This window comes from Kitasatospora sp. NPDC028055 (assembly GCF_040637885.1).
Classification (GTDB): domain Bacteria; phylum Actinomycetota; class Actinomycetes; order Streptomycetales; family Streptomycetaceae; genus Kitasatospora.
In genome coordinates this window covers 12,830-35,828 of the sequence record NZ_JBEZXE010000005.1, presented here as the reverse complement: position 1 = coordinate 35,828, position 22,999 = coordinate 12,830, and the positions used below count along the sequence as shown (strand labels likewise).

Here is a 22,999-nt window from a genome sequence, read left to right as displayed (position 1 = left end):
CGCGTGAAGCGCCACCTCGTCTCCGCCGCCGATCTCAGCCGCGACGACGCGCTGCTGATCCTGGACACCGCCGAGGAGCTCGCCCAGCTCTCCGGCCGGGCCGTCAAGAAGCTGCCCACGCTGCGCGGCCGCACCGTCGTCAACCTCTTCTTCGAGGACTCCACCCGTACCAAGACCTCCTTCGAGGCCGCCGAGAAGCGACTGTCCGCGGACGTCATCAACTTCTCCGCCAAGGGTTCGTCGGTCTCCAAGGGCGAGAGCCTCAAGGACACCGCGCTCACCCTCCAGGCGATGGGGGCCGACGCGGTCGTCATCCGCCACCACGCCTCCGGCGCGCCGGCCCGGCTGGCCCAGTCCGACTGGCTGCACGGCAGTGTGATCAACGCCGGTGACGGCACCCACGAGCACCCCACCCAGGCCCTGCTCGACGCCTTCACCATGCGCCGCCACCTCAACGCCGGCCTCGGCAACGACCTGGCCGGGCGGCGGGTCACCATCGTCGGCGACATCCTGCACAGCCGGGTCGCCCGCTCCAACGTGCACCTGCTGACCACCCTCGGTGCCCAGGTGACCTTCGTCGCCCCGCCGACCCTGCTGCCGATCGGCATCGAGAACTGGCCCTGCGAGGTCAGCTACGACCTCGACAGCGTGCTGCCCAAGACCGACGCGCTGATGATGCTGCGGGTGCAGCGCGAGCGGATGAACGCCGCGTTCTTCCCGACCGAGCGCGAGTACAGCCGCCGCTACGGCATGAACGGCCTCCGGATGGCCCAGCTGCCCGGGCACGCCATCGTGATGCACCCCGGCCCGATGGTCCGCGGCATGGAGATCACCGCCGAGGTCGCCGACTCGCCGCGCTGCACCGTGGTCGAGCAGGTCGCCAACGGGGTCTCCGTCCGGATGGCCGTCCTGTACCTGCTGCTCGGCGGAGCCACCCTCGCCGACGCGCCCGCCGCCCGCACCGACTCCGTGGAGACCGTCCAGTGACCAGCTACCTGATCCGCAACGCCAAGATCCTGGGCGGCGCCCCGCAGGACCTCCACCTCGCCGACGGCGTCATCAAGGAGATCGGCACCGGCCTGGCGGTCGAGGCGGACATCGAGATCGACGCCACCGGCATGATCGTCCTGCCCGGCCTGGTCGACCTGCACACCCACCTGCGCGAGCCCGGCCGCGAGGACGCCGAGACGGTGCTCACCGGCACCCAGGCCGCCGCGATGGGCGGCTTCACCGCCGTGCACGCGATGGCCAACACCACCCCGGTGGCCGACACCGCGGGCGTGGTCGAGCAGGTCTGGCGGCTCGGCCAGGAGGCCGGCTACTGCGACGTACAGCCGGTCGGCGCCGTCACCGTCGGCCTGGAGGGCAAGAAGCTCGCCGAGCTCGGCGCGATGCACGAGTCCGCGGCCGGCGTCCGGGTCTTCTCCGACGACGGCAAGTGCGTGGACGACGCGGTGCTGATGCGCCGCGCCCTGGAGTACGTCAAGGCCTTCGACGGCGTCGTCGCCCAGCACGCCCAGGAGCCGCGGCTGACCGAGGGCGCCCAGATGAACGAGGGCCAGGTCTCCGGCGAGCTCGGGCTCGGCGGCTGGCCGGCCGTCGCCGAGGAGTCGATCATCGCCCGCGACGTGCTGCTCGCCGCGCACGTCGGCTCCCGGCTGCACGTCTGCCACCTCTCCACGGCCGGCTCCGTCGAGATCGTCCGCTGGGCCAAGTCCAAGGGCTGGGACGTCACCGCCGAGGTGACCCCGCACCACCTGCTGCTCACCGACGAGCTGGTCCGCTCCTACGACCCGGTGTACAAGGTGAACCCGCCGCTGCGCACCGCCGAGGACGTCCAGGCGCTGCGCAAGGCGCTGGCCGACGGCACCATCGACGCCGTCGCCACCGACCACGCGCCGCACCCGGCTGAGGACAAGGACTGCGAGTGGGCCGTGGCCGCGATGGGCATGGTCGGCCTGGAGACCGCGCTGTCGGTCGTCCAGCAGACCATGGTCGACACCGGCCTGCTGAACTGGGAGGGCGTCGCCGACCGGATGTCGCACCGCCCGGCCCGGATCGGCCGGCTCACCGGACACGGCCGGCCGATCTCGGTGGGTGAGCCCGCGAACCTGGTGCTCTTCGATCCCGCGTACCGTGGGGCCGTGAACCCCGAGAGCTTCGCCACCCGCAGCCGCAACACCCCCTACAAGGGCATGGACCTGCCCGGACGGGTGCACGCCACCTTCCTGCGCGGCCGCGCCACCGTGCTGGCCGGCGAGCTGGCCGAGCAGGGCGGCCTGGCGTGACCGGCTACGTCACGCTGGCCAGGGAGCAGGCGAGGGTCACCGACTGGCCGGGCTACATCGGCTGGTCGGTCGGGCTGCTGGTGATCATCGGCCTGATCTACTGGCTGATGCGCCAGGGCTGGAACTGGCGCCGCACCCTGCAGTCCGGGATCCCGCCGCTGCCCGCCGTGCCGGCCCGGGCCGGACGCACCATCCTGGAGACCAGCGGCCGGTACCACGGCACCACCACCGCCGGGAACTGGCTCGACCGGGTCGTCGCGCACGGCCTGGGCACCCGCAGCCGGGCCGACCTCACCCTCGGCACGGACGGCCTGCTGGTGCAGCGCCCCGGCGACGTCGACTACTGGATCCCGGCCGAGCAGCTCACCGGTGCCCGGACGGACTCCGGGATCGCCGGCAAGGTCGTCCCCTCCGGACTGCTGGTCGTCACCTGGGCCCACGAGGGCACCGAGCTGGACTCCGGCTTCCGGGCCGACCACCCCGACGAGCACGCCGCCTGGGTCGAGGCGATCAACGAGCTCGCAACACGTACCACGAAGACGAAGAAGACGGAAGAGGCCGCGCAATGACCGCACCTGCCCCCACCACGCAGCGCCAACGGCGGGAGCGCATCCCGGCCGTGCTCGTCCTGGAGGACGGCCGGACCTTCCGCGGCCAGGCCTACGGCGCGACCGGCGAGACCTTCGGCGAGGCGGTCTTCAACACCGGCATGTCCGGCTACCAGGAGACCCTCACCGACCCGTCGTACCACCGCCAGGTGGTCGTGATGACCGCGCCGCAGATCGGCAACACCGGCTGGAACGACGAGGACGACGAGTCCAAGCAGATCTGGGTCGCCGGGTACGTCGTGCGCGACCCCGCCCGGGTGGCCTCCAACTGGCGCTCCCGCCGCTCGCTGGACGAGGAGCTGAACCGCCAGGGCGTCGTCGGCATCAGCGGCATCGACACCCGCGCGCTGACCCGCCACCTGCGCGAGCGCGGCGCGATGCGCTGCGGCATCTTCTCCGGCGAGGCGCTGGCCGACCCGGCCGCCCTGCTCGCCCGGGTGCAGCAGTCGCCCGAGATGAAGGGCGCCGACCTGTGCGCCGAGGTCGCCACCACCGAGCCGTACATCGTGCCCGCCGTCGGTGAGAAGAAGTTCACCGTCGCCGCGCTGGACCTCGGCATCAAGGCGATGACCCCGCAGCGGATGGCCGAGCGCGGCATCGAGGTGCACGTGCTGCCCGCCAACTCCACCCTGGAGGACGTCTACGCGGTCAACCCGGACGGCGTCTTCTTCTCCAACGGCCCGGGCGACCCGGCCACCGCCGACCACCAGGTCGCCGTCGCGCAGGGCGTGCTGGAGCGCAGGACCCCGTTCTTCGGGATCTGCTTCGGCAACCAGATCCTCGGCCGCGCCCTCGGCTTCGGCACCTACAAGCTCAAGTACGGCCACCGCGGCATCAACCAGCCGGTGCAGGACCGCACCACCGGCAAGGTCGAGGTGACCGCCCACAACCACGGCTTCGCCGTGAACGCGCCGCTGGACAAGGTGAGCGACACCCCCTACGGGCGGGTCGAGGTCTCCCACGTCTGCCTCAACGACGACGTGGTCGAGGGCCTGCAGGCACTCGACGTCCCCGCCTTCAGCGTGCAGTACCACCCCGAAGCGGCCGCCGGCCCGCACGACGCCGCCTACCTGTTCGACCGCTTCGTGAAGCTCATGGAGGGCCAGCGTGCCTAAGCGCACTGACATCAAGTCCGTCCTGGTGATCGGCTCCGGCCCGATCGTCATCGGCCAGGCCGCCGAGTTCGACTACTCGGGCACCCAGGCCTGCCGCGTCCTCAAGGCCGAGGGCCTGCGGGTCGTGCTGGTCAACTCCAACCCGGCCACGATCATGACCGACCCGGAGATCGCCGACGCCACCTACGTCGAGCCGATCACCCCGGACTTCGTCGAGAAGATCATCGCCAAGGAGCGCCCCGACGCGCTGCTGCCGACCCTGGGCGGCCAGACCGCGCTCAACACCGCGATCTCGCTGCACAGCGCCGGCACGCTGGAGAAGTACGGCGTCGAGCTGATCGGCGCCGACGTCGTGGCGATCAACAAGGGCGAGGACCGCGAGCTGTTCAAGGGCGTGGTCGAGGCCGTCAAGGCCAAGATCGGCCACGGCGAGTCCGCCCGCTCGGTCATCTGCCACACCATGGACGAGGTGCTGGCCGGCGTCGACACGCTCGGCGGCTACCCGGTCGTGGTGCGCCCCTCCTTCACCATGGGCGGCGCCGGCTCCGGCTTCGCCCACAACGAGGAGGACCTGCGCCGGATCGCCGGCCAGGGCCTGGCCCTCTCGCCGACCACCGAGGTGCTCCTGGAGGAGTCCATCCTCGGCTGGAAGGAGTACGAGCTGGAGCTGATGCGCGACAAGAACGACAACGTCGTGGTCGTCTGCTCCATCGAGAACTTCGACCCGATGGGCGTGCACACCGGTGACTCGATCACCGTCGCCCCGGCGATGACCCTCACCGACCGCGAGTACCAGATCCTGCGCGACATCGGCATCGCCGTGATCCGCGAGGTCGGCGTCGACACCGGCGGCTGCAACATCCAGTTCGCCGTCAACCCCGTCGACGGCCGGGTCATCGTCATCGAGATGAACCCGCGCGTCTCCCGCTCCTCGGCGCTCGCCTCCAAGGCCACCGGCTTCCCGATCGCCAAGATCGCCGCCAAGCTGGCCGTCGGCTACACCCTGGACGAGATCCCCAACGACATCACCGAGCAGACCCCGGCCTCCTTCGAGCCGACCCTCGACTACGTCGTGGTCAAGGTCCCGCGGTTCGCGTTCGAGAAGTTCCCGAGCGCCGACGCCACGCTGACCACCACCATGAAGTCGGTCGGCGAGGCCATGGCCATGGGCCGCAACTTCCCCGAGGCGCTCCAGAAGGCGCTGCGCTCGCTGGAGAAGAAGGGCTCCCAGTTCAGCTGGACCGGCCCGCTCGGCGACAAGGCCGAGCTGCTGACCAAGGCCACCGTGCCGACCGACGGCCGGATCAACACCGTGATGGACGCCATCCGGGCCGGCGCCACCCCCGAGGAGGTCTTCGAGTACACGAAGATCGACCCGTGGTTCGTCGACCAGCTCTTCCTGCTGGACGAGATCGCCGGCGAGCTGGCCGAGGCCGAGGAGCTCACCCCCGAGCTGCTGCGCCACGCCAAGCGGCACGGCTTCTCCGACCAGCAGATCGGCGAGATCCGCGGCCTGCGCGCCGATGTCGTCCGCGAGGTGCGCCACGCGCTCGGCATCCGCCCGGTGTTCAAGACCGTCGACACCTGCGCCGCCGAGTTCGCCGCCAAGACCCCGTACTTCTACTCGTCCTACGACGAGGAGAGCGAGGTCGCCCCGCGCACCAAGCCGGCCGTGATCATCCTCGGCTCGGGCCCCAACCGCATCGGCCAGGGCATCGAGTTCGACTACTCCTGCGTGCACGCCTCCTTCGCGCTGGCCGAGGCCGGGTTCGAGACCGTCATGGTCAACTGCAACCCGGAGACCGTCTCCACCGACTACGACACCTCCGACCGGCTCTACTTCGAGCCGCTCACCCTGGAGGACGTGCTGGAGATCGTCCACGCCGAGCAGCAGGCCGGTCCGCTGGCCGGTGTGATCGTCCAGCTCGGCGGCCAGACCCCGCTCGGCCTGGCCCAGGCGCTCAAGGACAACGGTGTGCCGATCGTCGGCACCCAGCCCGAGGCGATCGACCTCGCCGAGGAGCGCGGCGCCTTCGGCCGCGTGCTGCGCGACGCCGGGCTGCCCGCCCCCAAGCACGGCACCGCCTTCTCCTTCGCGGAGGCCAAGGCGATCGCCGACGAGATCGGCTACCCCGTCCTGGCCCGCCCGTCCTACGTGCTCGGCGGCCGCGGCATGGAGATCGTCTACGACGAGGCCTCGCTCGCCTCCTACCTGGAGCGGCACGCCGGTCTGATCTCCGAGCACCCGGTGCTGATCGACCGCTTCCTGGACGACGCGGTGGAGATCGACGTCGACGCGCTCTACGACGGCACCGAGCTCTACCTCGGCGGCGTCATGGAGCACATCGAGGAGGCCGGCATCCACTCCGGCGACTCCGCCTGCGCGCTGCCCCCGATCACCCTCGGCGGCTACGACATCAAGCGCCTGCGCACCTCCACCGAGGCCATCGCGCGCGGTGTCGGCGTCCGCGGCCTGATCAACATCCAGTTCGCGCTGGCCGGTGACATCCTCTACGTGCTGGAGGCCAACCCGCGCGCCTCCCGGACCGTCCCGTTCACCTCCAAGGCGACCGCGGTGCCGCTGGCCAAGGCCGCCGCCCGGATCTCGCTCGGCGCCACCATCGCCGAGCTGCGCGCCGAGGGCATGCTCCCGGCCGAGGGCGACGGCGGCACGCTGCCGGCCGACGCGCCGATCGCGGTCAAGGAGGCCGTGATGCCGTGGAGCCGCTTCCGCGACATCCACGGCCGCGGCGTGGACACCGTGCTCGGCCCGGAGATGCGCTCGACCGGTGAGGTCATGGGCATCGACAAGGTCTTCGGCACCGCCTACGCCAAGGCCCAGGCCGGTGCCTACGGCGCCCTGCCGACCAAGGGCAAGGTCTTCGTCTCGGTCGCCAACCGGGACAAGCGCAACCTGGTCTTCCCGGCCCGGGCGCTGGTCGGCCTCGGCTTCGAGGTGCTCGCCACCGCCGGCACCGCCGAGGTGCTCCAGCGCGGCGGCATCCCGTCCACGCTGGTGCGCAAGCACAGCGAGGGCGAGGGCCCGAACGGCGAGAAGACCATCGTCCAGCTGATCCACGACGGCGAGGTCGACCTGATCATCAACACGCCGTACGGCACCGGCGGGCGCCTGGACGGCTACGAGATCCGCACCGCGGCGGTCTCCCGCGGGGTACCCTGCCTGACCACCGTCCAGGCGATGGGCGCGGCCGTCCAGGGCATGGACGCGCTGCTGCGCGACGAGGTCGGAGTGATGTCGCTCCAGGAGCACGCCGAGCTGATCAACGCCGGCCGCAAGTAGCACCACCGCAGTGGGGGGCACCGGAGCCGGATTGGTGCCCCCCACTCGCTTGCCCGAAATCCACTGCTTGCCCCGGGAGTTGACCCCGCTGTGTACAAGTTCCTGTTCGACCTCGTGTTCAAGCGGATGGACCCGGAGAAGGCCCACCACCTGGCCTTCTTCTGGATCCGCCTGGCCTCCTCCGTCCCCGGCCTGCGCACCCTGGTGCGGCTGGTGCTCGCCCCGCGCGACCGCGCGCTGCGCACCCGGGCCCTCGGCCTCGACCTGCCCGGCCCGTTCGGGCTCGCGGCCGGCTTCGACAAGAACGGCGTCGGCATCGACGGCCTGGCCATGCTCGGCTTCGACTACGTCGAGATCGGCACCATCACCGGGGAGCCCCAGCCCGGCAACCCGGCGCCCCGGCTGTTCCGCCTGGTCGAGGACCGCGCGCTGATCAACCGGATGGGCTTCAACAACCAGGGCTCGGCCCGGGTCGCCGCCCGGCTGGCCGCCCGCCCGCACACCAGCTCCACCCCGGTGATCGGCGTCAACATCGGCAAGACCAAGGTGGTCGAGGAGGCCGACGCCGTCGCCGACTACGTCAAGTCGACCGAGCGGCTGGCCAAGTACGCCGACTACCTGGTGGTCAACGTCAGCTCCCCGAACACCCCCGGGCTGCGCAACCTCCAGGCCGTCGACCACCTGCGCCCGCTGCTCGCCGCCGTGCGCGAGGCCGCCGACCGCACCACCGCGCACCACGTGCCGCTGCTGGTCAAGATCGCCCCGGACCTGGCCGACGAGGACGTCGACGCCGTCGCCGACCTCGCCCTGGAGCTGGGCCTGGACGGCATCATCGCCACCAACACCACGATCGGCCGGGACGGCCTGCTGGCCGACCCGCAGCGGGTCGAGGAGATCGGCATGGGCGGCCTGTCCGGCGCCCCGCTCAAGGCCCGCGCCCTGGAGGTGCTCCAGCGGCTGCGCGCCCGCACCGGCGGCCGGCTGACCCTGGTCTCGGTCGGCGGCGTGGAGACCGCCGAGGACGCCTGGCAGCGGATCATCCACGGCGCCGACCTGGTGCAGGGCTACAGCGCCTTCATCTACGAGGGTCCGTTCTGGTGCCGCCGGATCCACCGGGGCCTCTCCGCCCGGATCCGGGCCGCGGGCTTCCGCGACCTCGCCGCGGCCGTCGGCAGCGCCGTCCGCGGCGCCTGACCCCCCCTGACCGGTCTCGCAGCAGGCCGTACCACCCCTGGAAAGGACGACATGACCCTCGCCCCGTTCGGCGCCCGGCTGCGCCAGGCCCTCGACACCCGCGGCCAGCTCTGCGTCGGCATCGACCCGCACGCCTCCCTGCTCTCCGCCTGGGGGCTCGGCGACGACCTCGCGGGGCTGGAGACGTTCAGCCGCACCGTGGTGGAGGCCCTGGCCGACCGGGTCGCGGTGCTCAAGCCGCAGGCCGCCTTCTTCGAGCGCTTCGGCAGCAAGGGCGTCGCGGTGCTGGAGAAGACCGTCGAGGAGGCCAGGGCGGCCGGTGCGCTGGTCCTGATGGACGCCAAGCGCGGCGACATCGGCTCCACCATGGCCGCCTACGCGGAGGCCTTCCTGTCGCCGTCCGGCCCGCTGTTCTCGGACGCCGTCACGGTCAGCCCGTACCTGGGCTTCGGTTCGCTGCGCCCGGCCCTCGACCTGGCCCGTGAGCAGGGCTGCGGGGTGTTCGCGCTGGCGCTCACCTCCAACCCGGAGGGCGCCGAGGTGCAGCGCGCCGTCGGGGCCGACGGCGAGCCGGTCGCGGCCTCGGTGCTGCGCCAGCTGGCGGCGGAGAACGCGGACGCCGCGCCGCTGGGCTCCTTCGGCGCGGTGGTCGGCGCGACGCTGGCCGACGCGGGCGTGGACCTGGCCATCAACGGGCCGCTGCTGGCCCCCGGGATCGGCGCCCAGGGCGCGACCATGGCGGACCTGCCGCGGGTGTTCGGCGCCTCGGTGATCAACGTGGTGCCGAGTGTCAGCCGGGACGTGCTCAAGCACGGGCCGTCGGTTCCGGCGCTGCGGGCGGCGGCGGAGCGCTTCGCCGGCGAGTTCGCGGACGCCGTCCGGTAGCCGCCGCCGGGTCGCCGCCGGCGGGTCGCCGCCGGCGGGTGGCTCGGGTGGCCAGCGGTGGGCGGCGGTGGGCGGCGTCAAGTGGCCGGAGCGGTCCGGCCGGTGGGGCCGCGGTAGCCGATCGGTGACCGTGCGCAGTGTCCGCAGGACGGCGGGGCGGCACCGGAGTTGACGTGAGCGCCGTCACATCGGGCCCGCCAAAGTCTCGCAATCGCGGTCATTTTGCCCCGGAAAGTCCTGGTCGGCCTTGGCTGACCAGGACTTTTCGTGTTCTTTTCCTGACGTGGCGCCGCAATCCGGGTAGTGTCCGGCGATAGGTCATCGGCGAGCCGCGAAACCCGTAGCTCCCGCAGGTCAGGGCCCTGTGGTTCCCCATTGGGCTCCCCTTGCGGACGGTGTCCTAGGTACCGAACCAGTCATAGCTCAATCCCTTCCTTCCACACCCTGAGGTGAACGGCGTGGCTCTTCCGCCCCTTACCCCTGAACAGCGCACCGCCGCGCTCGCCAAGGCCGCCGAGGCTCGCCGGGAGCGCGCCGAGGTCAAGAACCGGCTCAAGCACTCCGGCGCCTCCCTGCACGAGGTGATCAAGGCCGGCAAGAACGACAACGACGTCATCGGCAAGATGAAGGTGTCGGCCCTGCTGGAGTCCCTTCCGGGCGTCGGCAAGGTTCGTGCCAAGCAGATCATGGAGCGCCTCGGCATCAGCGAGAGCCGCCGTGTCCGCGGTCTCGGAACGAACCAGATCGCCTCCCTGGAGCGGGAGTTCGGCGGTGGCGCCGCCTGACCGTGCCCCCGTGGTCCCAGGATCGTCCGCGATCCGGGATAATCGGTGCATGAGTGAGCGTCCGCGGCTGACCGTGCTCTCCGGCCCCTCGGGGGTCGGCAAGAGCACGGTCGTCGCTCATATGAGGAAGATGTACCCCGAGGTCTGGCTCTCGGTGTCGGCCACCACCCGGCACCCGAGGCCCGGCGAGAAGAACGGGGTCCAGTACCACTTCGTCGACAACGACGAGTTCGACAAGCTGATCGCCAACGGCGAGCTGCTGGAGTGGGCCGAGTTCGCGGGGAACCGTTACGGCACCCCGCGCGCGGCGGTGCTGGAGAAGCTGGAGCGCGGTGAGCCCGTCCTGCTGGAGATCGACCTCCAGGGCGCCCGCCAGGTGCGCGAGTCGATGCCGGACGCCCAGCTGGTCTTCCTGGCTCCGCCGAGCTGGGACGAGCTGGTCCGTCGGCTGACCGGCCGGGGCACCGAGCCGCAGGACGTGATCGATCGGCGGCTGGAGGCGGCCAAGGTCGAGCTCGCGGCCGAGGCCGAGTTCGACACGACCCTTGTCAACACCTCCGTCGAGCAGGTAGCGGCCGAACTGCTAGCCTTGCTCGGTGTAGCCTGACCTGTCAGTCTTTTCCACCCTTTCGGAAGGTTTTCGCGTGTCCTCTTCCATGACCGCGCCCGAGGGCATCATCAACCCGCCGATCGACGAGCTGCTTGAGGCCACCGACTCGAAGTACAGCCTCGTGATCTACGCCGCCAAGCGCGCGCGCCAGATCAACGCTTACTACTCCCAGCTCGGCGAGGGCCTGCTGGAGTACGTCGGCCCGCTGGTCGACACCCACGTGCACGAGAAGCCGCTGTCGATCGCGCTCCGCGAGATCAACGCCGGCATGCTGACCGCCGAGGCGGTCGAGGGCGCCGTCTGAGGCAGCCCCGCAACTTCCCCGGAGGGCCGGGCGGAATCCTTCCGCCGGGCCCTCCGGCGTTTCCGCTGGCCGTCTTCTGGTCGGGGGTGGGGCACGGTGCGGGTGATCGTCGAGGGGTCGTAGGGTGAGCGGGTTCCCGAGCTGTCGGGTGCCCGATGCGGACATGCGGAGAAAGGCCGGTAGATGAGCGCGAGTGCGGACGCCCCCCGCGTGGTCCTCGGTGTCAGCGGCGGGATCGCCGCCTACAAGGCGTGCGAGCTGCTGCGCCGGTTCACCGAGTCCGGCCACCAGGTCACCGTGGTGCCCACCGCGGCGGCGCTGCACTTCGTCGGCGAGGCCACCTGGGCCGCGCTGTCCGGCCGCCCGGCCGCCACCGAGACCTGGGAGAACGTCCACGAGGTGCCGCACGTCCGGATCGGACAGCAGGCCGACCTGGTGGTGGTCGCCCCCGCCACTGCCGACCTGATCGCCAAGGCCGCCCACGGGCTCGCCGACGACCTGCTCACCAACACCCTGCTCACCGCCCGCTGCCCGGTCGTGGTGGCGCCCGCGATGCACACCGAGATGTGGGAGCACCCCGCCACCCGGGAGAACGTCGCCACCCTGCGCCGCCGCGGCGTGATCGTGCTGGAGCCCGCCGTCGGGCGGCTGACCGGCAAGGACACCGGCAAGGGCCGGCTGCCCGAGCCCGGCGCGATCTTCGAGGCCTGCCGGGCCGTGCTGCGCCGCGGCGGGGCGGTCCCGACCGACCTGGCCGGCCGGCACCTGGTGGTCTCGGCCGGCGGCACCCGGGAGCCGCTGGACCCGGTGCGCTACCTCGGCAACCGCTCCTCCGGCAAGCAGGGCTACGCGCTCGCCGTGACCGCCGCGGCCCGCGGGGCGAGGGTGACCCTCGTCTCGGCCAACGCCGAGCTGCCCGACCCGGCCGGGGTGGACGTGGTGCACGTCTCGACCGCGCTGGAGCTGCGTGAGGCGGCGCTGGCGGCGGCCGCGGACGCGGACGCGGTGGTGATGGCCGCGGCCGTGGCGGACTTCCGGCCCGCCGAGTACGCCACCGGCAAGATCAAGAAGGTCGAGGGGGTCGAACCGGCGCCGGTCGCGCTGGTCCGCAACCCCGACGTGCTGGCCGAGCTGTCGGCGCACCGACCCCGTTCGGGTCAACTGGTGGTGGGTTTCGCGGCGGAGACCGACGACGTGCTCGCCAACGGCCGCGCCAAGCTCGCCCGGAAGGGCTGCGACCTGCTGGTCGTCAACGAGGTGGGCGACGGCAAGGCCTTCGGGCAGGACGTCAACGAGGCCGTGGTACTGGGCGCGGACGGCACTGAGACCCCCGTACCGGTGGGCCCCAAGGAGGTGCTCGCGGACGTGGTCTGGGACCTGGTGGCAAAGCGGCTGGAATCGGGTCGGAACTGATCGATTCCCGCTCGATTCCCGACGGATTCCGGCTTGAGAACGTTCTTGATTTCCGGAAGCGGGTGACGTTCGGCGGAAGCAGTTGGTTAGACTCCAGGAATCAAGTCTTTCCGGATGTCCCCGGTTCGCCGGGGGCCTTCAGTCAGCAGCCGCTGCAACCCCAGGGAGCGCTGTGTCTCGCCGCCTGTTCACCTCGGAGTCCGTGACCGAGGGACACCCCGACAAGATCGCTGACCAGATCAGCGACACCATCCTTGACGCTCTCCTGCGGGAGGACCCGACCTCCCGGGTCGCCGTGGAGACGCTCATCACGACCGGCCAGGTGCACGTGGCCGGCGAGGTGACCACCAAGGCGTACGCTCCGATCGCCCAGCTCGTCCGGGACAAGATCCTGGAGATCGGCTACGACAGCTCCAAGAAGGGCTTCGACGGCGCCTCCTGCGGCGTGTCGGTGTCCATCGGTGCCCAGTCGCCCGACATCGCGCAGGGTGTCGACACCGCGTACGAGGCCCGGGTCGAGGGCGACGAGGACGACCTGGACAAGCAGGGGGCCGGCGACCAGGGCCTGATGTTCGGCTACGCGTCCGACGAGACGCCCGAGCTGATGCCGCTGCCGATCACCCTGGCGCACCGCCTCTCCCGCCGCCTCACCGAGGTGCGCAAGAACGGGACCATCCCGTACCTGCGCCCCGACGGCAAGACCCAGGTCACCATCGAGTACGACGGCGACAAGGCCGTCCGCCTGGACACCGTGGTCGTCTCGACCCAGCACGCCAGTGACATCGACCTGGAGTCGCTGCTCACCCCGGACATCCGCGAGTTCGTCGTGGAGCCGGAGCTCAAGGCGCTGGCCGACCAGGGCATCAAGCTGACCACCGACGGCTACCGTCTGCTGGTCAACCCGACCGGCCGCTTCGAGATCGGCGGCCCGATGGGCGACGCCGGCCTCACCGGCCGCAAGATCATCATCGACACCTACGGCGGCATGGCCCGCCACGGTGGCGGCGCCTTCTCGGGCAAGGACCCGTCCAAGGTGGACCGCTCGGCCGCGTACGCGATGCGCTGGGTGGCGAAGAACATCGTCGCCGCCGGCCTCGCCCGCCGCGCCGAGGTGCAGGTCGCGTACGCGATCGGCAAGGCCGAGCCGGTCGGCCTGTTCGTGGAGACCTTCGGCACCGAGACCGTCCCGGTCCTCAGCATCCAGAAGGCCGTCTCCGAGGTCTTCGACCTGCGCCCGGCCGCGATCATCCGCGACCTGGACCTGCTGCGGCCGATCTACTCCCAGACCGCCGCGTACGGCCACTTCGGCCGTGAGCTGCCGGACTTCACCTGGGAGCGCACCGACCGCGTGGAGCAGCTCAAGGCTGCCGTCCAGGACTGACGTCCCGGCTCTGCCGAGCGGCGCCCACCCCCGTCGCGGGGGTGGGCGCCGCTGCGCTTTGTGCGTCCTGTCGGTGTGACCTGGTAGTACTTGGGAGCGATGAGCAGCACAGGGGAGAACGGGGGCGCCGAGCCGGAGCAGCTGGCGTTCATCCGGGAGACGGTCAAGCGGGCCAAGCCCCGGTCGTGGCGCGGGGCCAAGCGGGCCGAGCACCTGCCGGTGGCCCGGGTCGTGGTGGACAAGGGCGTGCTCACCATCGACAAGCTCTTCGACTACGAGGTGCCCGCCGCTATGGCCGAGGAGGCCCAGCCGGGCGTCCGGGTCCGGGTGCGTTTCGGGGCAAGGGTGGTCAAGGGGCAGCGCGAGGGGGGGGAACTGCACGACGGGTTCATCGTCGCCCGACTGGAGAAGAGCGATTTCGCCGGTCCGCTCGCCCCGCTCGCCCAGGTGCTCTCACCCGAACCGGTGCTCAGCCCGCAGCTGCTGCGGCTCTGCCGCACCGTCGCCGACCGGTACGCCGGGACGCTGGCCGACGTGCTCCAGCTCGCCGTGCCGCCCCGGCACGCCAAGGCCGAGGCCGAGCCCTCCCCGGCGCCGCTGCCGCGCCCCCAGGCCCCGGCGCCCGGGGGCTGGCAGCGCTACCCGGCCGGGCCGGACTTCCTCACCGCGCTGGCCGCCGGCGGCTCGCCGCGGGCGGTGTGGGCGGCGCTCCCGGGGCCCGGCTGGCCGTACGAGATCGCCCGGGCGGTCGCGGCGACGCTGGCCGGCGGGCGCGGCGCCCTGGTCGTACTGCCGGACCGCCGGTCGGTCGCCCGGGTCGACCGGGCGCTGACCGAGCTGCTCGGCCCCGGGCGGCACATGGCGCTGGAGGCCGACCTCGGCCCGCGCGAACGCTACCGGCGCTGGCTCGCGGTCAGCCGCGGCTCGGTGCACGCCGCGATCGGGACCAGGGCCACCATGTTCGCGCCGGTCCGCGACCTCGGGCTGGTGGTGGTCTGGTCCGACGGGGACGGCAGCCACAGCGACCCGCGCGCCCCCCACCCGCACGTGCGCGAGGTGGCGCTGCTGCGCGCCGCCGAGGAGGGCGCGGCCGTGCTGCTCGGCGGGCACGCGGTGACCGTGGAGGGCGCCCAGCTGGTCGCCACCGGCTGGGCCCGGCCGCTGGTCGCCGACCGGGAGACGGTGCGACAGGTCGCCCCCCGGGTGCGGACCGTCACCGACCAGGACCAGCACCGGGACGCCGCCGCCCAGGCCGCCCGGCTGCCCTCGGTCGCCTGGGAGGCCGCCCGGGAGTCGCTGGCGGCCGGGCACCCGGTGCTCATCCAGGTGCCCCGGCGCGGCTACGTGCCCCGGCTCTCCTGCGGCCGCTGCCGAACCCCCGCCCGCTGCCGGCGTTGCGAGGGGCCGCTGGAGGCGCCCTCGGCCGACGCTTCGCTCAGCTGCGGCTGGTGCGGGGAGGCGGAGAACGACTGGCACTGCCCCGAGTGCGGCTCCTTCCGGCTGCGGGCCCAGGTGGTCGGCGCCCGGCGCACCGCGGAGGAGCTGGGCAAGGCGTTCCCGCGGATCCCGGTCCGGACCTCGGGACGGGACGCGGTGCTGGACACCGTGCCGGACGAGCCCTCGCTGGTGATCTCCACCCCGGGCGCGGAGCCGGTGGTCGAGGGCGGCCCCGGGTACGGGGCGGTGCTGCTGCTGGACGGCTGGGCCCTGCTCGGCCGGCCCGACCTGCGGGCGGGGGAGGAGACCCTGCGGCTCTGGCTGGCCGCCGCCGCCCTGGCCCGGCCCGCCGGGGAGGGCGGGACGGTCGTCGTGGTCGCCGAGCCCTCGGCCCGGCCGGTGCAGGCGCTGGTCCGCTGGGACCCGCTGGGGCACGCCGGGCAGGAACGGGACGAACGGGCGCAGCTGCACTTCCCGCCGGTGTCGCGGATGGCGTCGGTCAGCGGGAGCCCTGCGGCCGTCGCCGACCTGCTGAACCTGATCCGGCTGCCGGAGGGCGCGGACGTGCTCGGGCCGGTGGCGGTGCCCGCGCTGCGCGGGGAGGAGCAGGAGCGGGCGCTGCTGCGGGTGGCGCCCGGGCAGGGGGCCGCGCTGGCGGCGGCGCTCAAGGCGGCGCAGATCGCGCGGATCGCGCTGCGGACGGCGGAGCCGGTGCGGGTGCGGGTGGATCCGACGGACATCGGGTAGCGGCGGGTGGCGGGCCTGTGGCGTTCGTCGGGTGGCGGTGGGGGCCGACGGGGGTGGCGGGCCTGTGGGGGTGGCGGGCCTGCGGGGGCGGGGTGAGTGGGCCACCCCGCCCCGGGGCGGCCCCGTCGTCGGCGCGGGTGGTCAGCCGCGGAGGGGGATGCCGGTCGGCGGGCGCTCGGTGGGCGTGCGGTCGCGGTCGACGGGGGTCCGGTCGAGCGGGGTCCGGTCGATGGGGGTGCGGTCGAGCGGGGTCCGGTCGACGGGCGAGCCGACGGGGGTGCGGTCGATGGGGGTGCGGTCGAGGGCGTTGCGCTCCAGGCTGGAGCGGTCCAGGCCGCCCTGGCGGGCCGCCGGGACGGTGGCGGCCAGGCCACCGCTGCGTTCGGTGGGGACGGGCAGCTCCTCGGAGCGGTCCGGGCGGGTGGGCCCGGGGACGGCGCCGCTGGCGGCGAGGAGCTCGCTGGTCGGGCGGCGCATCCCGTAGCGGCGGTGGACCGCCTGCTTGGTGACCCCGAGGGCGGAGCCCACCGAGTCCCAGGAGAAGCCCAGCGCCCGGTCGAACTCGACCGCCGCCGCCACCAGGGTCTCCACGCTCTCCCGCAGCTCCTGCGCCAGGCGCACGGTCGGCGCGGGCGCCCGCCCGTACACCACGAAGCCGGCCGAGGTGCTCGGACGGCGCGGTCGGTAGACGTTGCCCAGCTGGGCGGTGAGCGTCCGCAGCGCGTCGACCTGGCGCCTCACCCGCTCGATGTCCCGCACCAGCAGGTGCAGGCTCGCCCGCGCCCGGGCGTCGTGGTTGATCTGCTCAGCCATGGCCTACGTGCCACCTTCCGTACGGTTCAGCTCGGCCGGGGCGCGGTGTCCCGTGCGCCCGGCCCTGGTCAATCTCTCTTGACCAACGCCGAAGCGGGGGCCGGGGTAACGCGGCTCGGCGACTCGGGATATGCCAGACGCCGGTGCGGACGTCCGAGGACGGCCCGTCGGAGTGCCCGGGCGGGTTGCATAGACTTGGCGGGAAGCAGCCGTTGACCGAAGCCCGAGCCCAGCCCGGACAGGAGCCCGTACCCCGTGGCGATCCAGCCGATCCGTCTCTTCGGAGACCCCGTCCTGCGGGCCACCGCCCAGCCGGTGACCACCTTCGACAAGGAACTGCGCAAGCTGGTCGCCGACCTCACCGACACCATGCTCGACGCCCCCGGCGCCGGCCTCGCCGCGCCCCAACTCGGCGTCTCGCTGCGGGTGTTCACGTACCACGTGGACGGTGTGACCGGGCACCTGATCAACCCGGACCTCTCGCTCAGCGAGGACGAGCAGGAGGGCCCGGAGGGCTGCCTCTCGCTGCCCGGACTGCGCTTCGACACCAAGCGCGCGTACGGCGTGGTGGCCAAGGGCTTCAACATGTACGGGGATCCGGTCACGTTGGAGGGCACCCAGCTGCTCGCCCGGTGCATCCAGCACGAGACCGACCACCTGGACGGCATCATCTTCATCGACCGGCTCGACCGGGAGCAGCGCAAGGCCGCGTTGAAGGCCGTCCGGGAGGCCGACTGGGGCACCGGGCCGGCGCCCGTCGTCAAGGTCTCGCCGCACAGCACCTTCGGCTCCGCGCGCTGAGTTCGTTCCCCGAATCCCGTATGCAGAAAGGCACTTGATGCGCCTCGTCTTCGCCGGCACCCCCGAGGTCGCCGTTCCCGCCCTCGACGCGCTGATCGCCTCCGACCGGCACGAGGTCGTCGCGGTGGTCACCCGCCCCGACGCCCCCGCCGGGCGCGGGCGCAAGCTGGTCGCCAGCCCCGTCGCCCAGCGCGCCGAGGAGGCCGGGATCGAGGTCCTCAAGCCGGCGAAGCCCAGCGACCCGGACTTCGTCGCCCGGCTCACCGAACTCGCCCCCGACTGCTGCCCGGTGGTCGCCTACGGCGCGCTGCTGCGCCCCGGCACGCTGGAGATCCCGAAGCACGGCTGGGTCAACCTGCACTTCTCGCTGCTGCCCGCCTGGCGCGGCGCGGCCCCTGTCCAGCACTCGGTGCTGGCCGGTGACGAGGTGACCGGCGCCTCCACCTTCCTGATCGAGCAGGGCCTGGACTCCGGCCCGGTCTACGGGGTGATCACCGAGGAGATTCGCCCGAGCGACACCAGCGGCGAACTGCTCACCCGGCTCTCGGTCTCCGGCGCCCGGCTGCTGGTGGCCACCATGGACGGCATCGAGGACGGCTCGCTGCACGCCGTGCCGCAGCCCGCCGAGGGCGTCACCCTCGCGCCGAAGATCACCGTCGAGGACGCCCGGATCGACTGGAACCACCCCGCGCTGCGGATCGACCGGGTGGTGCGCGGCTGCGCGCCCGCGCCGGGCGCGTGGACGGAGTTCCGGGGCGAGCGGCTCAAGGTCACCGGGCCGGTCAAGCTGCTGCCGGAGTCGGCCGAGCTGGCCCCGGGCGAGGTCGCGATGGTCGGCAAGAACAGCGTGCGGGTCGGCACCGGCTCGCACGACCTGGAGCTGGCGGAGGTGCGTCCGCAGGGGAAGAAGGAGATGCGGGCCGCCGACTGGGCGCGCGGGGCGCGGCTGGAGGCCGGGGAGCGGTTCGGAGGCTGAGCCTGCGCTCCGGCGCTACTGTTCGTTTTGGCGTTACTGTTCGTTCTGTTCCGTACGATCTTGTTCTGTTCCGTACGATCCGTACGATCCGTACGATCCGTACGATCCGTACCGAAATAGCCACCGCAGCACTAATAACCACCGCAGCACTTTGAGGTATCTGTGAGCACGCCCCAGAACACTCCCGCCGGCGCCAAGCGCACCCCCCGTCCGCACCGGCGGCCCAAGAAGGACCCGGCCCGGATCGTCGCGTTCCGGGCCCTGCGCGCCGTCGACGAGCGGGACGCGTACGCCAACCTGATCCTGCCCTCCCTGCTCCGCGAGGCCGAGCAGAAGGGCATGGACCGGCGCGACGCCGCCCTCGCCACCGAACTGGTCTACGGCACCCTGCGGCTCCAGGGCACCTACGACGCGGTCATCGCCGCCTGCATCGACCGGCCGCTGAGCAAGGTCGACCCGCCGGTGCTGGACGTGCTCTCGCTCGGCGCCCACCAGCTGCTCACCACCCGCATCCCCAGCCACGCGGCCGTCTCGGCGACCGTCGAGCTGGCCCGGGTGGTGCTCGGCGACGGCAAGGCCAAGTTCGTCAACGCCGTGCTGCGCCGGATCAGCGCCCACGACCTGGATGCCTGGATCGAGCGGGTCGCCCCGCCGTACGACAAGGACGCCGAGGACCACCTGGCGGTCGTGCACTCGCACCCGCGCTGGGTGGTCTCCGCGCTCTGGGACTCGCTCGGCCGCTGGCAGCCGGACGCCTCCGGGCGCACCGCGATCGAGGAACTGCTGCGGGCCGACAACGCCCGGCCCGAGGTCACCCTGGTCGCCCGGCCCGGCCGGGCCACCGTCGGCGAGCTGGCCGAGGTGCTGCCCGAGGCCGAGCCCGGGCGCTGGTCCCCGTTCGCGCTGCGGCTCGCCGAGGGCGGCGACCCCGGTGCGCTGACCGCCGTCCGGGAGAACCGGGCCGGTGTGCAGGACGAGGGCAGCCAGCTGGTCGCCCTGGCGCTCGCGAGCGCGCCGCTGGACGGCCCGGACCGGCTCTGGCTGGACGGCTGCGCCGGACCGGGCGGCAAGGCCGCCCTGCTCGGCGCCCTGGCCGCGGAGCGGGGCGCGGGGCTGGTCGCCAGCGAGAAGCAGCCGCACCGGGCCCGGCTGGTGGCGCGGGCGCTGGAGGGCAACCCGGGCCCGTACACGGTGATCGCGGCCGACGGGACGCGCCCGGCCTGGCGCTCCGGCGGCTTCGACCGGGTGCTGGTCGACGTCCCCTGCTCCGGCCTGGGCGCGCTGCGGCGCCGACCGGAGGCGCGCTGGCGGCGCCGGCCGGCCGATGTCGCGGCCTTCGGCCCGCTCCAGCGGGACCTGCTGCGCTCGGCGATCGACGCCACCCGGATCGGCGGCGTGGTCGGCTACGCGACCTGCTCGCCGCACCTCGCGGAGACGCGGGCGGTGGTCGACGACGTGCTGCGCGAGCAGGGCGGCCGGGTCGAGTGGATCGACGCCCGGCCGCTGCTGCCCGGCGTTCCGGCGCTCGGCGACGGGCCGGACGTGCAGCTGTGGCCGCACCTGCACGGGACGGACGCGATGTACCTGGCGTTGCTGCGGCGGACGGCCTGAGCGGCTGGGTGTAGCTCTGGTGCGGCTCTGGGTGGGGCTCCGGGGGCGGCTCTGGGGCTCCGGGGCTGGGTAGGGCTCCGGGGCTGGGTGCGGGTGCGGCTCCGGGGCTGGGTGCACCTCTGCTTGCACCTCCCGTAAGGGGAGGCGGCAGGGTGGTGGCCATGAACGGCGACGCGCTCCGGCCGGTACACCCGGCTCTGACGATCGGTGAACTGGCCCGGCGGACCGGGCTGACGGTGAAGACCGTCCGGTTCTACTCGGACCAGGGGATCGTGTCGCCGGCCGACCGCACCCCGGCCGGCCACCGGCGGTACGGCGCGGACGCCGTCGCCCGCCTGGATCTGGTGCGCACTCTGCGCGAACTCGGGCTCGGCCTGCCGGAGATCCGGCAGGTGCTGGGCCGGGAGCGCGCGCTGTCCGAGGTCGCGGCGGCGCACGCCGCGGCGCTGGACGTCCGGATCCGGGTGCTGCGGCTGCGGCAGGCGGTGCTGCGGACGGTGGCCGCGCGCGGGGCGACCACGGAGGAGTTGACGCTCGTGCACCGGCTGGCCCGATTGACGGAGGACGAACGGGGGCGCCTGGTCGGGGAGTTCCTGGCCGCGGTGTTCGGCGCGGCTGCGGTGTCCGGCGCGGAGGGGCGCTGGGGTGGGGTGGCCATGTCGCTGACGCCTCGGCTGCCGGAGCAGCCCTCGGACGAACAGGTCGAGGCCTGGGTGGAGTTGGCGCTGCTGGCCGGGGACGACGGGTTCCGGGAGCTGTTGCGCACACTGGCGGAGGACGAGGAGGCGGAGGCCGCGCCCGGGGCGCCGCCCCGGCCCGGGCTGGCCGTGCTGGTGCGGGAGACGGTCGGGCCGGCGGTGGCGGCGGGAGTGGAGCCGGGATCGGCGGAGGCCGCGCGGGCGGTCGCGGTCCTGCTGGAGCGGTACGCGGGCCTGGTGGGCACGGCGGGCGCGGGGGATCAGCTGCGGGCCCGGCCGGTGGATCCGCCGGTGGAGCGGTTGGTGGATCGGCTGGTGGAGCGACTGCGGGCGATGGCGGACCCTCGGCGGGAGCGGTACCTGGAGCTGCTGGCGGTCGTCAACGGGTGGGTGGCGCCGGAGAGTTCGGGTGAGGTGCTGGACTGGGCGGTACGGGCCGTGCAGGCTGTGCAGGTCGCGCGGGCGGCGGAGGTTACGGCTGGAGGGGAGGCGGGGCCGGGCAGTTGGTGAGGAAGGCGTGGGCCTGGGCGCGGAGGTGGTCGACCGGAGGGTCCTCGCAGATCACCTCCAGGCCGAGCGCCGCGAACCCGCGCAGGTGGTGGGAGGACTGGTAGGCGAGGTAGGGGCGGTGGTCGTCGTCGGGGTCCAGGCCGACGGCGAGGGTCGCGAAGAGGGTGCGTTCCCGCTCGGTGTCGGCGAAGTCCGTCCGGGAGAGCATCCATTCGAACTCGTACGGCTCGGGCTCGGCGGGCAGGTCGAGGAGGGTCTGGGCGAGCCGGCGGACCTCGTCCGGGTCGGCGAAGGGGAGTGCCTCCGAACCGAACGGCGCGGCCGCGAACAGCTCCCACGCCGGTCCGTTGCGACGGACGGTCAGTTCCCACGCGCCGTCCTGGTCGTGCCAGTGGCAGCTGAGGATCGAGTCCATGGTGGTCAACCTCCCTGTGGGGCCGGGTCGTTACGTTTTCTCCTCATCGTGGCACACCGGTCCGACGAGGGCGCGTGGCGTGACCCGGCCGCGGGTGGCCCGCCAGGCTTCCTGCAGTGCGTCGTAGCCGAGCACGGTGACCGCGTGCTCGGCGAGCAGGCGGTGGGCCTCGGGGGAGACCAGGAAGTCGTAGTCGCTGCGGCGGACGCGCCAGCCGTCGTCGGCGGGGTCGGTGGCGGTGGCTGGGTCGGTGGCAGTGGCGCTGACGGTGGTCGGGAGGCGGGGGTGCGGGCCGGTGGCGAGGCTCGGGTGGACGGCCCACTCGGTCAGGCCTGGCGGGAGCGCCGCGAACAGGCGGGCGTAGTGGGCGGGTTTGTCCTCCGGCGGCACGGCGAAGCTGTCGAGGAAGCCGTGGTCGACCACCGGCAGCCCGCGCTCGCGTAGCCGGTCCAGGGCGGGCGGCAGCCAGACCCGCACCGCCAGGTCGTACTCGGCGCCGAGGGCGAGGGTGAGGTCGAGGATGTCCTCGCGGCCGCCGTCGGCCAGGCAGTGGAAGTCCAGGTGGGTCGGGCTGAGGCCGCTCGCCTCGACGGCGTCGATCTGGGCGCGGAACTCGCGCTCGACGTCGTCGATCCGGGCGTTCGCGGCGAGTGCGGCCCGGCCGGCCGGGGTGGGGGCGTGGAACTCGCCGTCCGGGTCGAGGAGGGAGGGCACCCGGTCGCGGGCGGTGAGCGGGCCCCAGCGCAGGTGCGGGGCCTCGCAGACCAGGGTGAGGTGGACGCCGAAGGGGATCTCCGGGTGGCGGCGCAGGAGCCGGAGTGCGTGCGGGGCGGCGTGACAGGGGGTCATCAGGCTGGCGGAGGCGGCGATGCCCTGCCGGACCGCCTCGACCACGGCGAGGTTGACGGACTCGTCCAGGCCGAGGTCGTCGCAGTTGAGCAGCAGGAGACGGGCCTCGGGCGGGTGGCCGAGGAGGCGGTTGGCGTGCGGACCGTCCGGGGTGGGGGCTGCGGTGGGCATGGGGGCAGTCTTCACCCGGGGAGGGGGCCGGCGCGCGGGGATTTCCGCTCGGCCTCGGCCGGGCTCCGGTGGGGGCGGGCCCGGCCG

General features: G+C 73.1%; 19 protein-coding genes and 1 pseudogene. 17 read left to right on the top strand and 3 right to left on the bottom strand.

The features are described from left to right. The first annotated feature begins 3 nt into the window (after positions 1–3). The 13 genes from AB0F71_RS08700 (at position 4) to AB0F71_RS08640 (ending at position 16,068) form a co-directional block, all read left to right on the top strand. Positions 4–987: an aspartate carbamoyltransferase catalytic subunit gene (locus tag AB0F71_RS08700; RefSeq protein WP_360230035.1), complete on the top strand. Its 984-nt coding sequence runs from the start codon at positions 4–6 to the stop codon at positions 985–987. After that, positions 984–2,288, top strand: coding sequence for a dihydroorotase (locus AB0F71_RS08695; protein ID WP_360230033.1), 1,305 nt, complete (start codon positions 984–986; stop codon positions 2,286–2,288). Before AB0F71_RS08700 ends, AB0F71_RS08695 begins: the two co-directional genes overlap by 4 nt. After that, positions 2,285–2,857, top strand: coding sequence for a hypothetical protein (locus AB0F71_RS08690; protein ID WP_360230031.1), 573 nt, complete (start codon positions 2,285–2,287; stop codon positions 2,855–2,857). The genes AB0F71_RS08695 and AB0F71_RS08690 overlap by 4 nt, the downstream gene beginning before the upstream one ends. Beyond that, the gene (carA, locus tag AB0F71_RS08685) at positions 2,854–4,011 is read left to right on the top strand and encodes a glutamine-hydrolyzing carbamoyl-phosphate synthase small subunit (RefSeq protein ID WP_360230029.1); all 1,158 of its coding nucleotides are present in this window, start codon (positions 2,854–2,856) and stop codon (positions 4,009–4,011) included. Before AB0F71_RS08690 ends, carA begins: the two co-directional genes overlap by 4 nt. Continuing rightward, on the top strand, positions 4,004–7,312 hold the full coding sequence (gene carB / locus AB0F71_RS08680) for a carbamoyl-phosphate synthase large subunit (protein ID WP_360230027.1): 3,309 nt from the start codon (positions 4,004–4,006) through the stop codon (positions 7,310–7,312). Before carA ends, carB begins: the two co-directional genes overlap by 8 nt. A gap of 90 nt (positions 7,313–7,402) precedes the next feature. Further along, on the top strand, positions 7,403–8,506 hold the full coding sequence (locus AB0F71_RS08675; RefSeq protein WP_360230025.1) for a quinone-dependent dihydroorotate dehydrogenase: 1,104 nt from the start codon (positions 7,403–7,405) through the stop codon (positions 8,504–8,506). A gap of 51 nt (positions 8,507–8,557) precedes the next feature. After that, the gene (gene pyrF / locus AB0F71_RS08670) at positions 8,558–9,391 is read left to right on the top strand and encodes an orotidine-5'-phosphate decarboxylase (protein ID WP_360230023.1); all 834 of its coding nucleotides are present in this window, start codon (positions 8,558–8,560) and stop codon (positions 9,389–9,391) included. A 458-nt stretch (positions 9,392–9,849) separates the two neighbouring features. After that, positions 9,850–10,176 (top strand): integration host factor, actinobacterial type, encoded by a 327-nt coding sequence (gene mihF / locus AB0F71_RS08665; protein WP_030290269.1) that lies wholly within the window; start codon positions 9,850–9,852, stop codon positions 10,174–10,176. A gap of 49 nt (positions 10,177–10,225) precedes the next feature. After that, positions 10,226–10,783 (top strand): guanylate kinase, encoded by a 558-nt coding sequence (gene gmk / locus AB0F71_RS08660; RefSeq protein WP_360230021.1) that lies wholly within the window; start codon positions 10,226–10,228, stop codon positions 10,781–10,783. Between the two features lie 37 nt (positions 10,784–10,820). Further along, positions 10,821–11,090 (top strand): DNA-directed RNA polymerase subunit omega, encoded by a 270-nt coding sequence (gene rpoZ / locus AB0F71_RS08655; protein WP_350736755.1) that lies wholly within the window; start codon positions 10,821–10,823, stop codon positions 11,088–11,090. Positions 11,091–11,273: 183 nt separating this feature from the next. Further along, positions 11,274–12,503, top strand: a complete 1,230-nt coding sequence (gene coaBC / locus AB0F71_RS08650; protein WP_360230019.1) for a bifunctional phosphopantothenoylcysteine decarboxylase/phosphopantothenate--cysteine ligase CoaBC — start codon at positions 11,274–11,276, stop codon at positions 12,501–12,503. A 172-nt stretch (positions 12,504–12,675) separates the two neighbouring features. Then, positions 12,676–13,884, top strand: coding sequence for a methionine adenosyltransferase (metK, locus tag AB0F71_RS08645; protein ID WP_360230017.1), 1,209 nt, complete (start codon positions 12,676–12,678; stop codon positions 13,882–13,884). Between the two features lie 99 nt (positions 13,885–13,983). Beyond that, positions 13,984–16,068: a primosomal protein N' gene (locus AB0F71_RS08640; protein WP_360230016.1), complete on the top strand. Its 2,085-nt coding sequence runs from the start codon at positions 13,984–13,986 to the stop codon at positions 16,066–16,068. Positions 16,069–16,515: 447 nt separating this feature from the next. Here the strand turns inward: AB0F71_RS08640 and AB0F71_RS08635 are convergent. Further along, a pseudogene (locus tag AB0F71_RS08635) lies at positions 16,516–16,881 on the bottom strand (hypothetical protein); the annotation flags it as partial. 255 nt (positions 16,882–17,136) lie between these two features. Between AB0F71_RS08635 and def the strand changes: the two are divergent. From def to AB0F71_RS08615, 4 genes are all read left to right on the top strand, one after another. Then, entirely contained in the window at positions 17,137–17,682 is a 546-nt protein-coding gene (gene def / locus AB0F71_RS08630) for a peptide deformylase (RefSeq protein ID WP_360230014.1), read from the top strand. A gap of 37 nt (positions 17,683–17,719) precedes the next feature. After that, a complete protein-coding gene (fmt, locus tag AB0F71_RS08625; protein WP_360230012.1) occupies positions 17,720–18,658 on the top strand; it encodes a methionyl-tRNA formyltransferase in 939 nt (312 codons plus the stop codon). A gap of 162 nt (positions 18,659–18,820) precedes the next feature. Continuing rightward, positions 18,821–20,269 (top strand): transcription antitermination factor NusB, encoded by a 1,449-nt coding sequence (locus tag AB0F71_RS08620; RefSeq protein ID WP_360230010.1) that lies wholly within the window; start codon positions 18,821–18,823, stop codon positions 20,267–20,269. 161 nt (positions 20,270–20,430) lie between these two features. Then, a complete protein-coding gene (locus tag AB0F71_RS08615) occupies positions 20,431–21,477 on the top strand; it encodes a MerR family transcriptional regulator (RefSeq protein WP_360230008.1) in 1,047 nt (348 codons plus the stop codon). Here AB0F71_RS08615 and AB0F71_RS08610 read toward each other — a convergent pair. Beyond that, positions 21,440–21,892, bottom strand: coding sequence for a hypothetical protein (locus AB0F71_RS08610; RefSeq protein WP_360230006.1), 453 nt, complete (start codon positions 21,890–21,892; stop codon positions 21,440–21,442). The genes AB0F71_RS08615 and AB0F71_RS08610 overlap by 38 nt on opposite strands. Before the next feature lie 30 nt (positions 21,893–21,922). Next, positions 21,923–22,912 (bottom strand): polysaccharide deacetylase family protein, encoded by a 990-nt coding sequence (locus tag AB0F71_RS08605; protein WP_360230004.1) that lies wholly within the window; start codon positions 22,910–22,912, stop codon positions 21,923–21,925. Positions 22,913–22,999 lie beyond the last annotated feature (87 nt).

Coding starts and splice junctions, on each gene's coding strand:
- carA (WP_360230029.1), top strand. CDS start 2,854: ATGACCGCACCTGCCCCCACCACGCAGCGCCAACGGCGGGAGCGCATC.
- pyrF (WP_360230023.1), top strand. CDS start 8,558: ATGACCCTCGCCCCGTTCGGCGCCCGGCTGCGCCAGGCCCTCGACACC.
- gmk (WP_360230021.1), top strand. CDS start 10,226: ATGAGTGAGCGTCCGCGGCTGACCGTGCTCTCCGGCCCCTCGGGGGTC.
- coaBC (WP_360230019.1), top strand. CDS start 11,274: ATGAGCGCGAGTGCGGACGCCCCCCGCGTGGTCCTCGGTGTCAGCGGC.
- AB0F71_RS08640 (WP_360230016.1), top strand. CDS start 13,984: ATGAGCAGCACAGGGGAGAACGGGGGCGCCGAGCCGGAGCAGCTGGCG.
- fmt (WP_360230012.1), top strand. CDS start 17,720: ATGCGCCTCGTCTTCGCCGGCACCCCCGAGGTCGCCGTTCCCGCCCTC.
- AB0F71_RS08615 (WP_360230008.1), top strand. CDS start 20,431: ATGAACGGCGACGCGCTCCGGCCGGTACACCCGGCTCTGACGATCGGT.
- AB0F71_RS08610 (WP_360230006.1), bottom strand. CDS start 21,892: ATGGACTCGATCCTCAGCTGCCACTGGCACGACCAGGACGGCGCGTGG.
- AB0F71_RS08605 (WP_360230004.1), bottom strand. CDS start 22,912: ATGCCCACCGCAGCCCCCACCCCGGACGGTCCGCACGCCAACCGCCTC.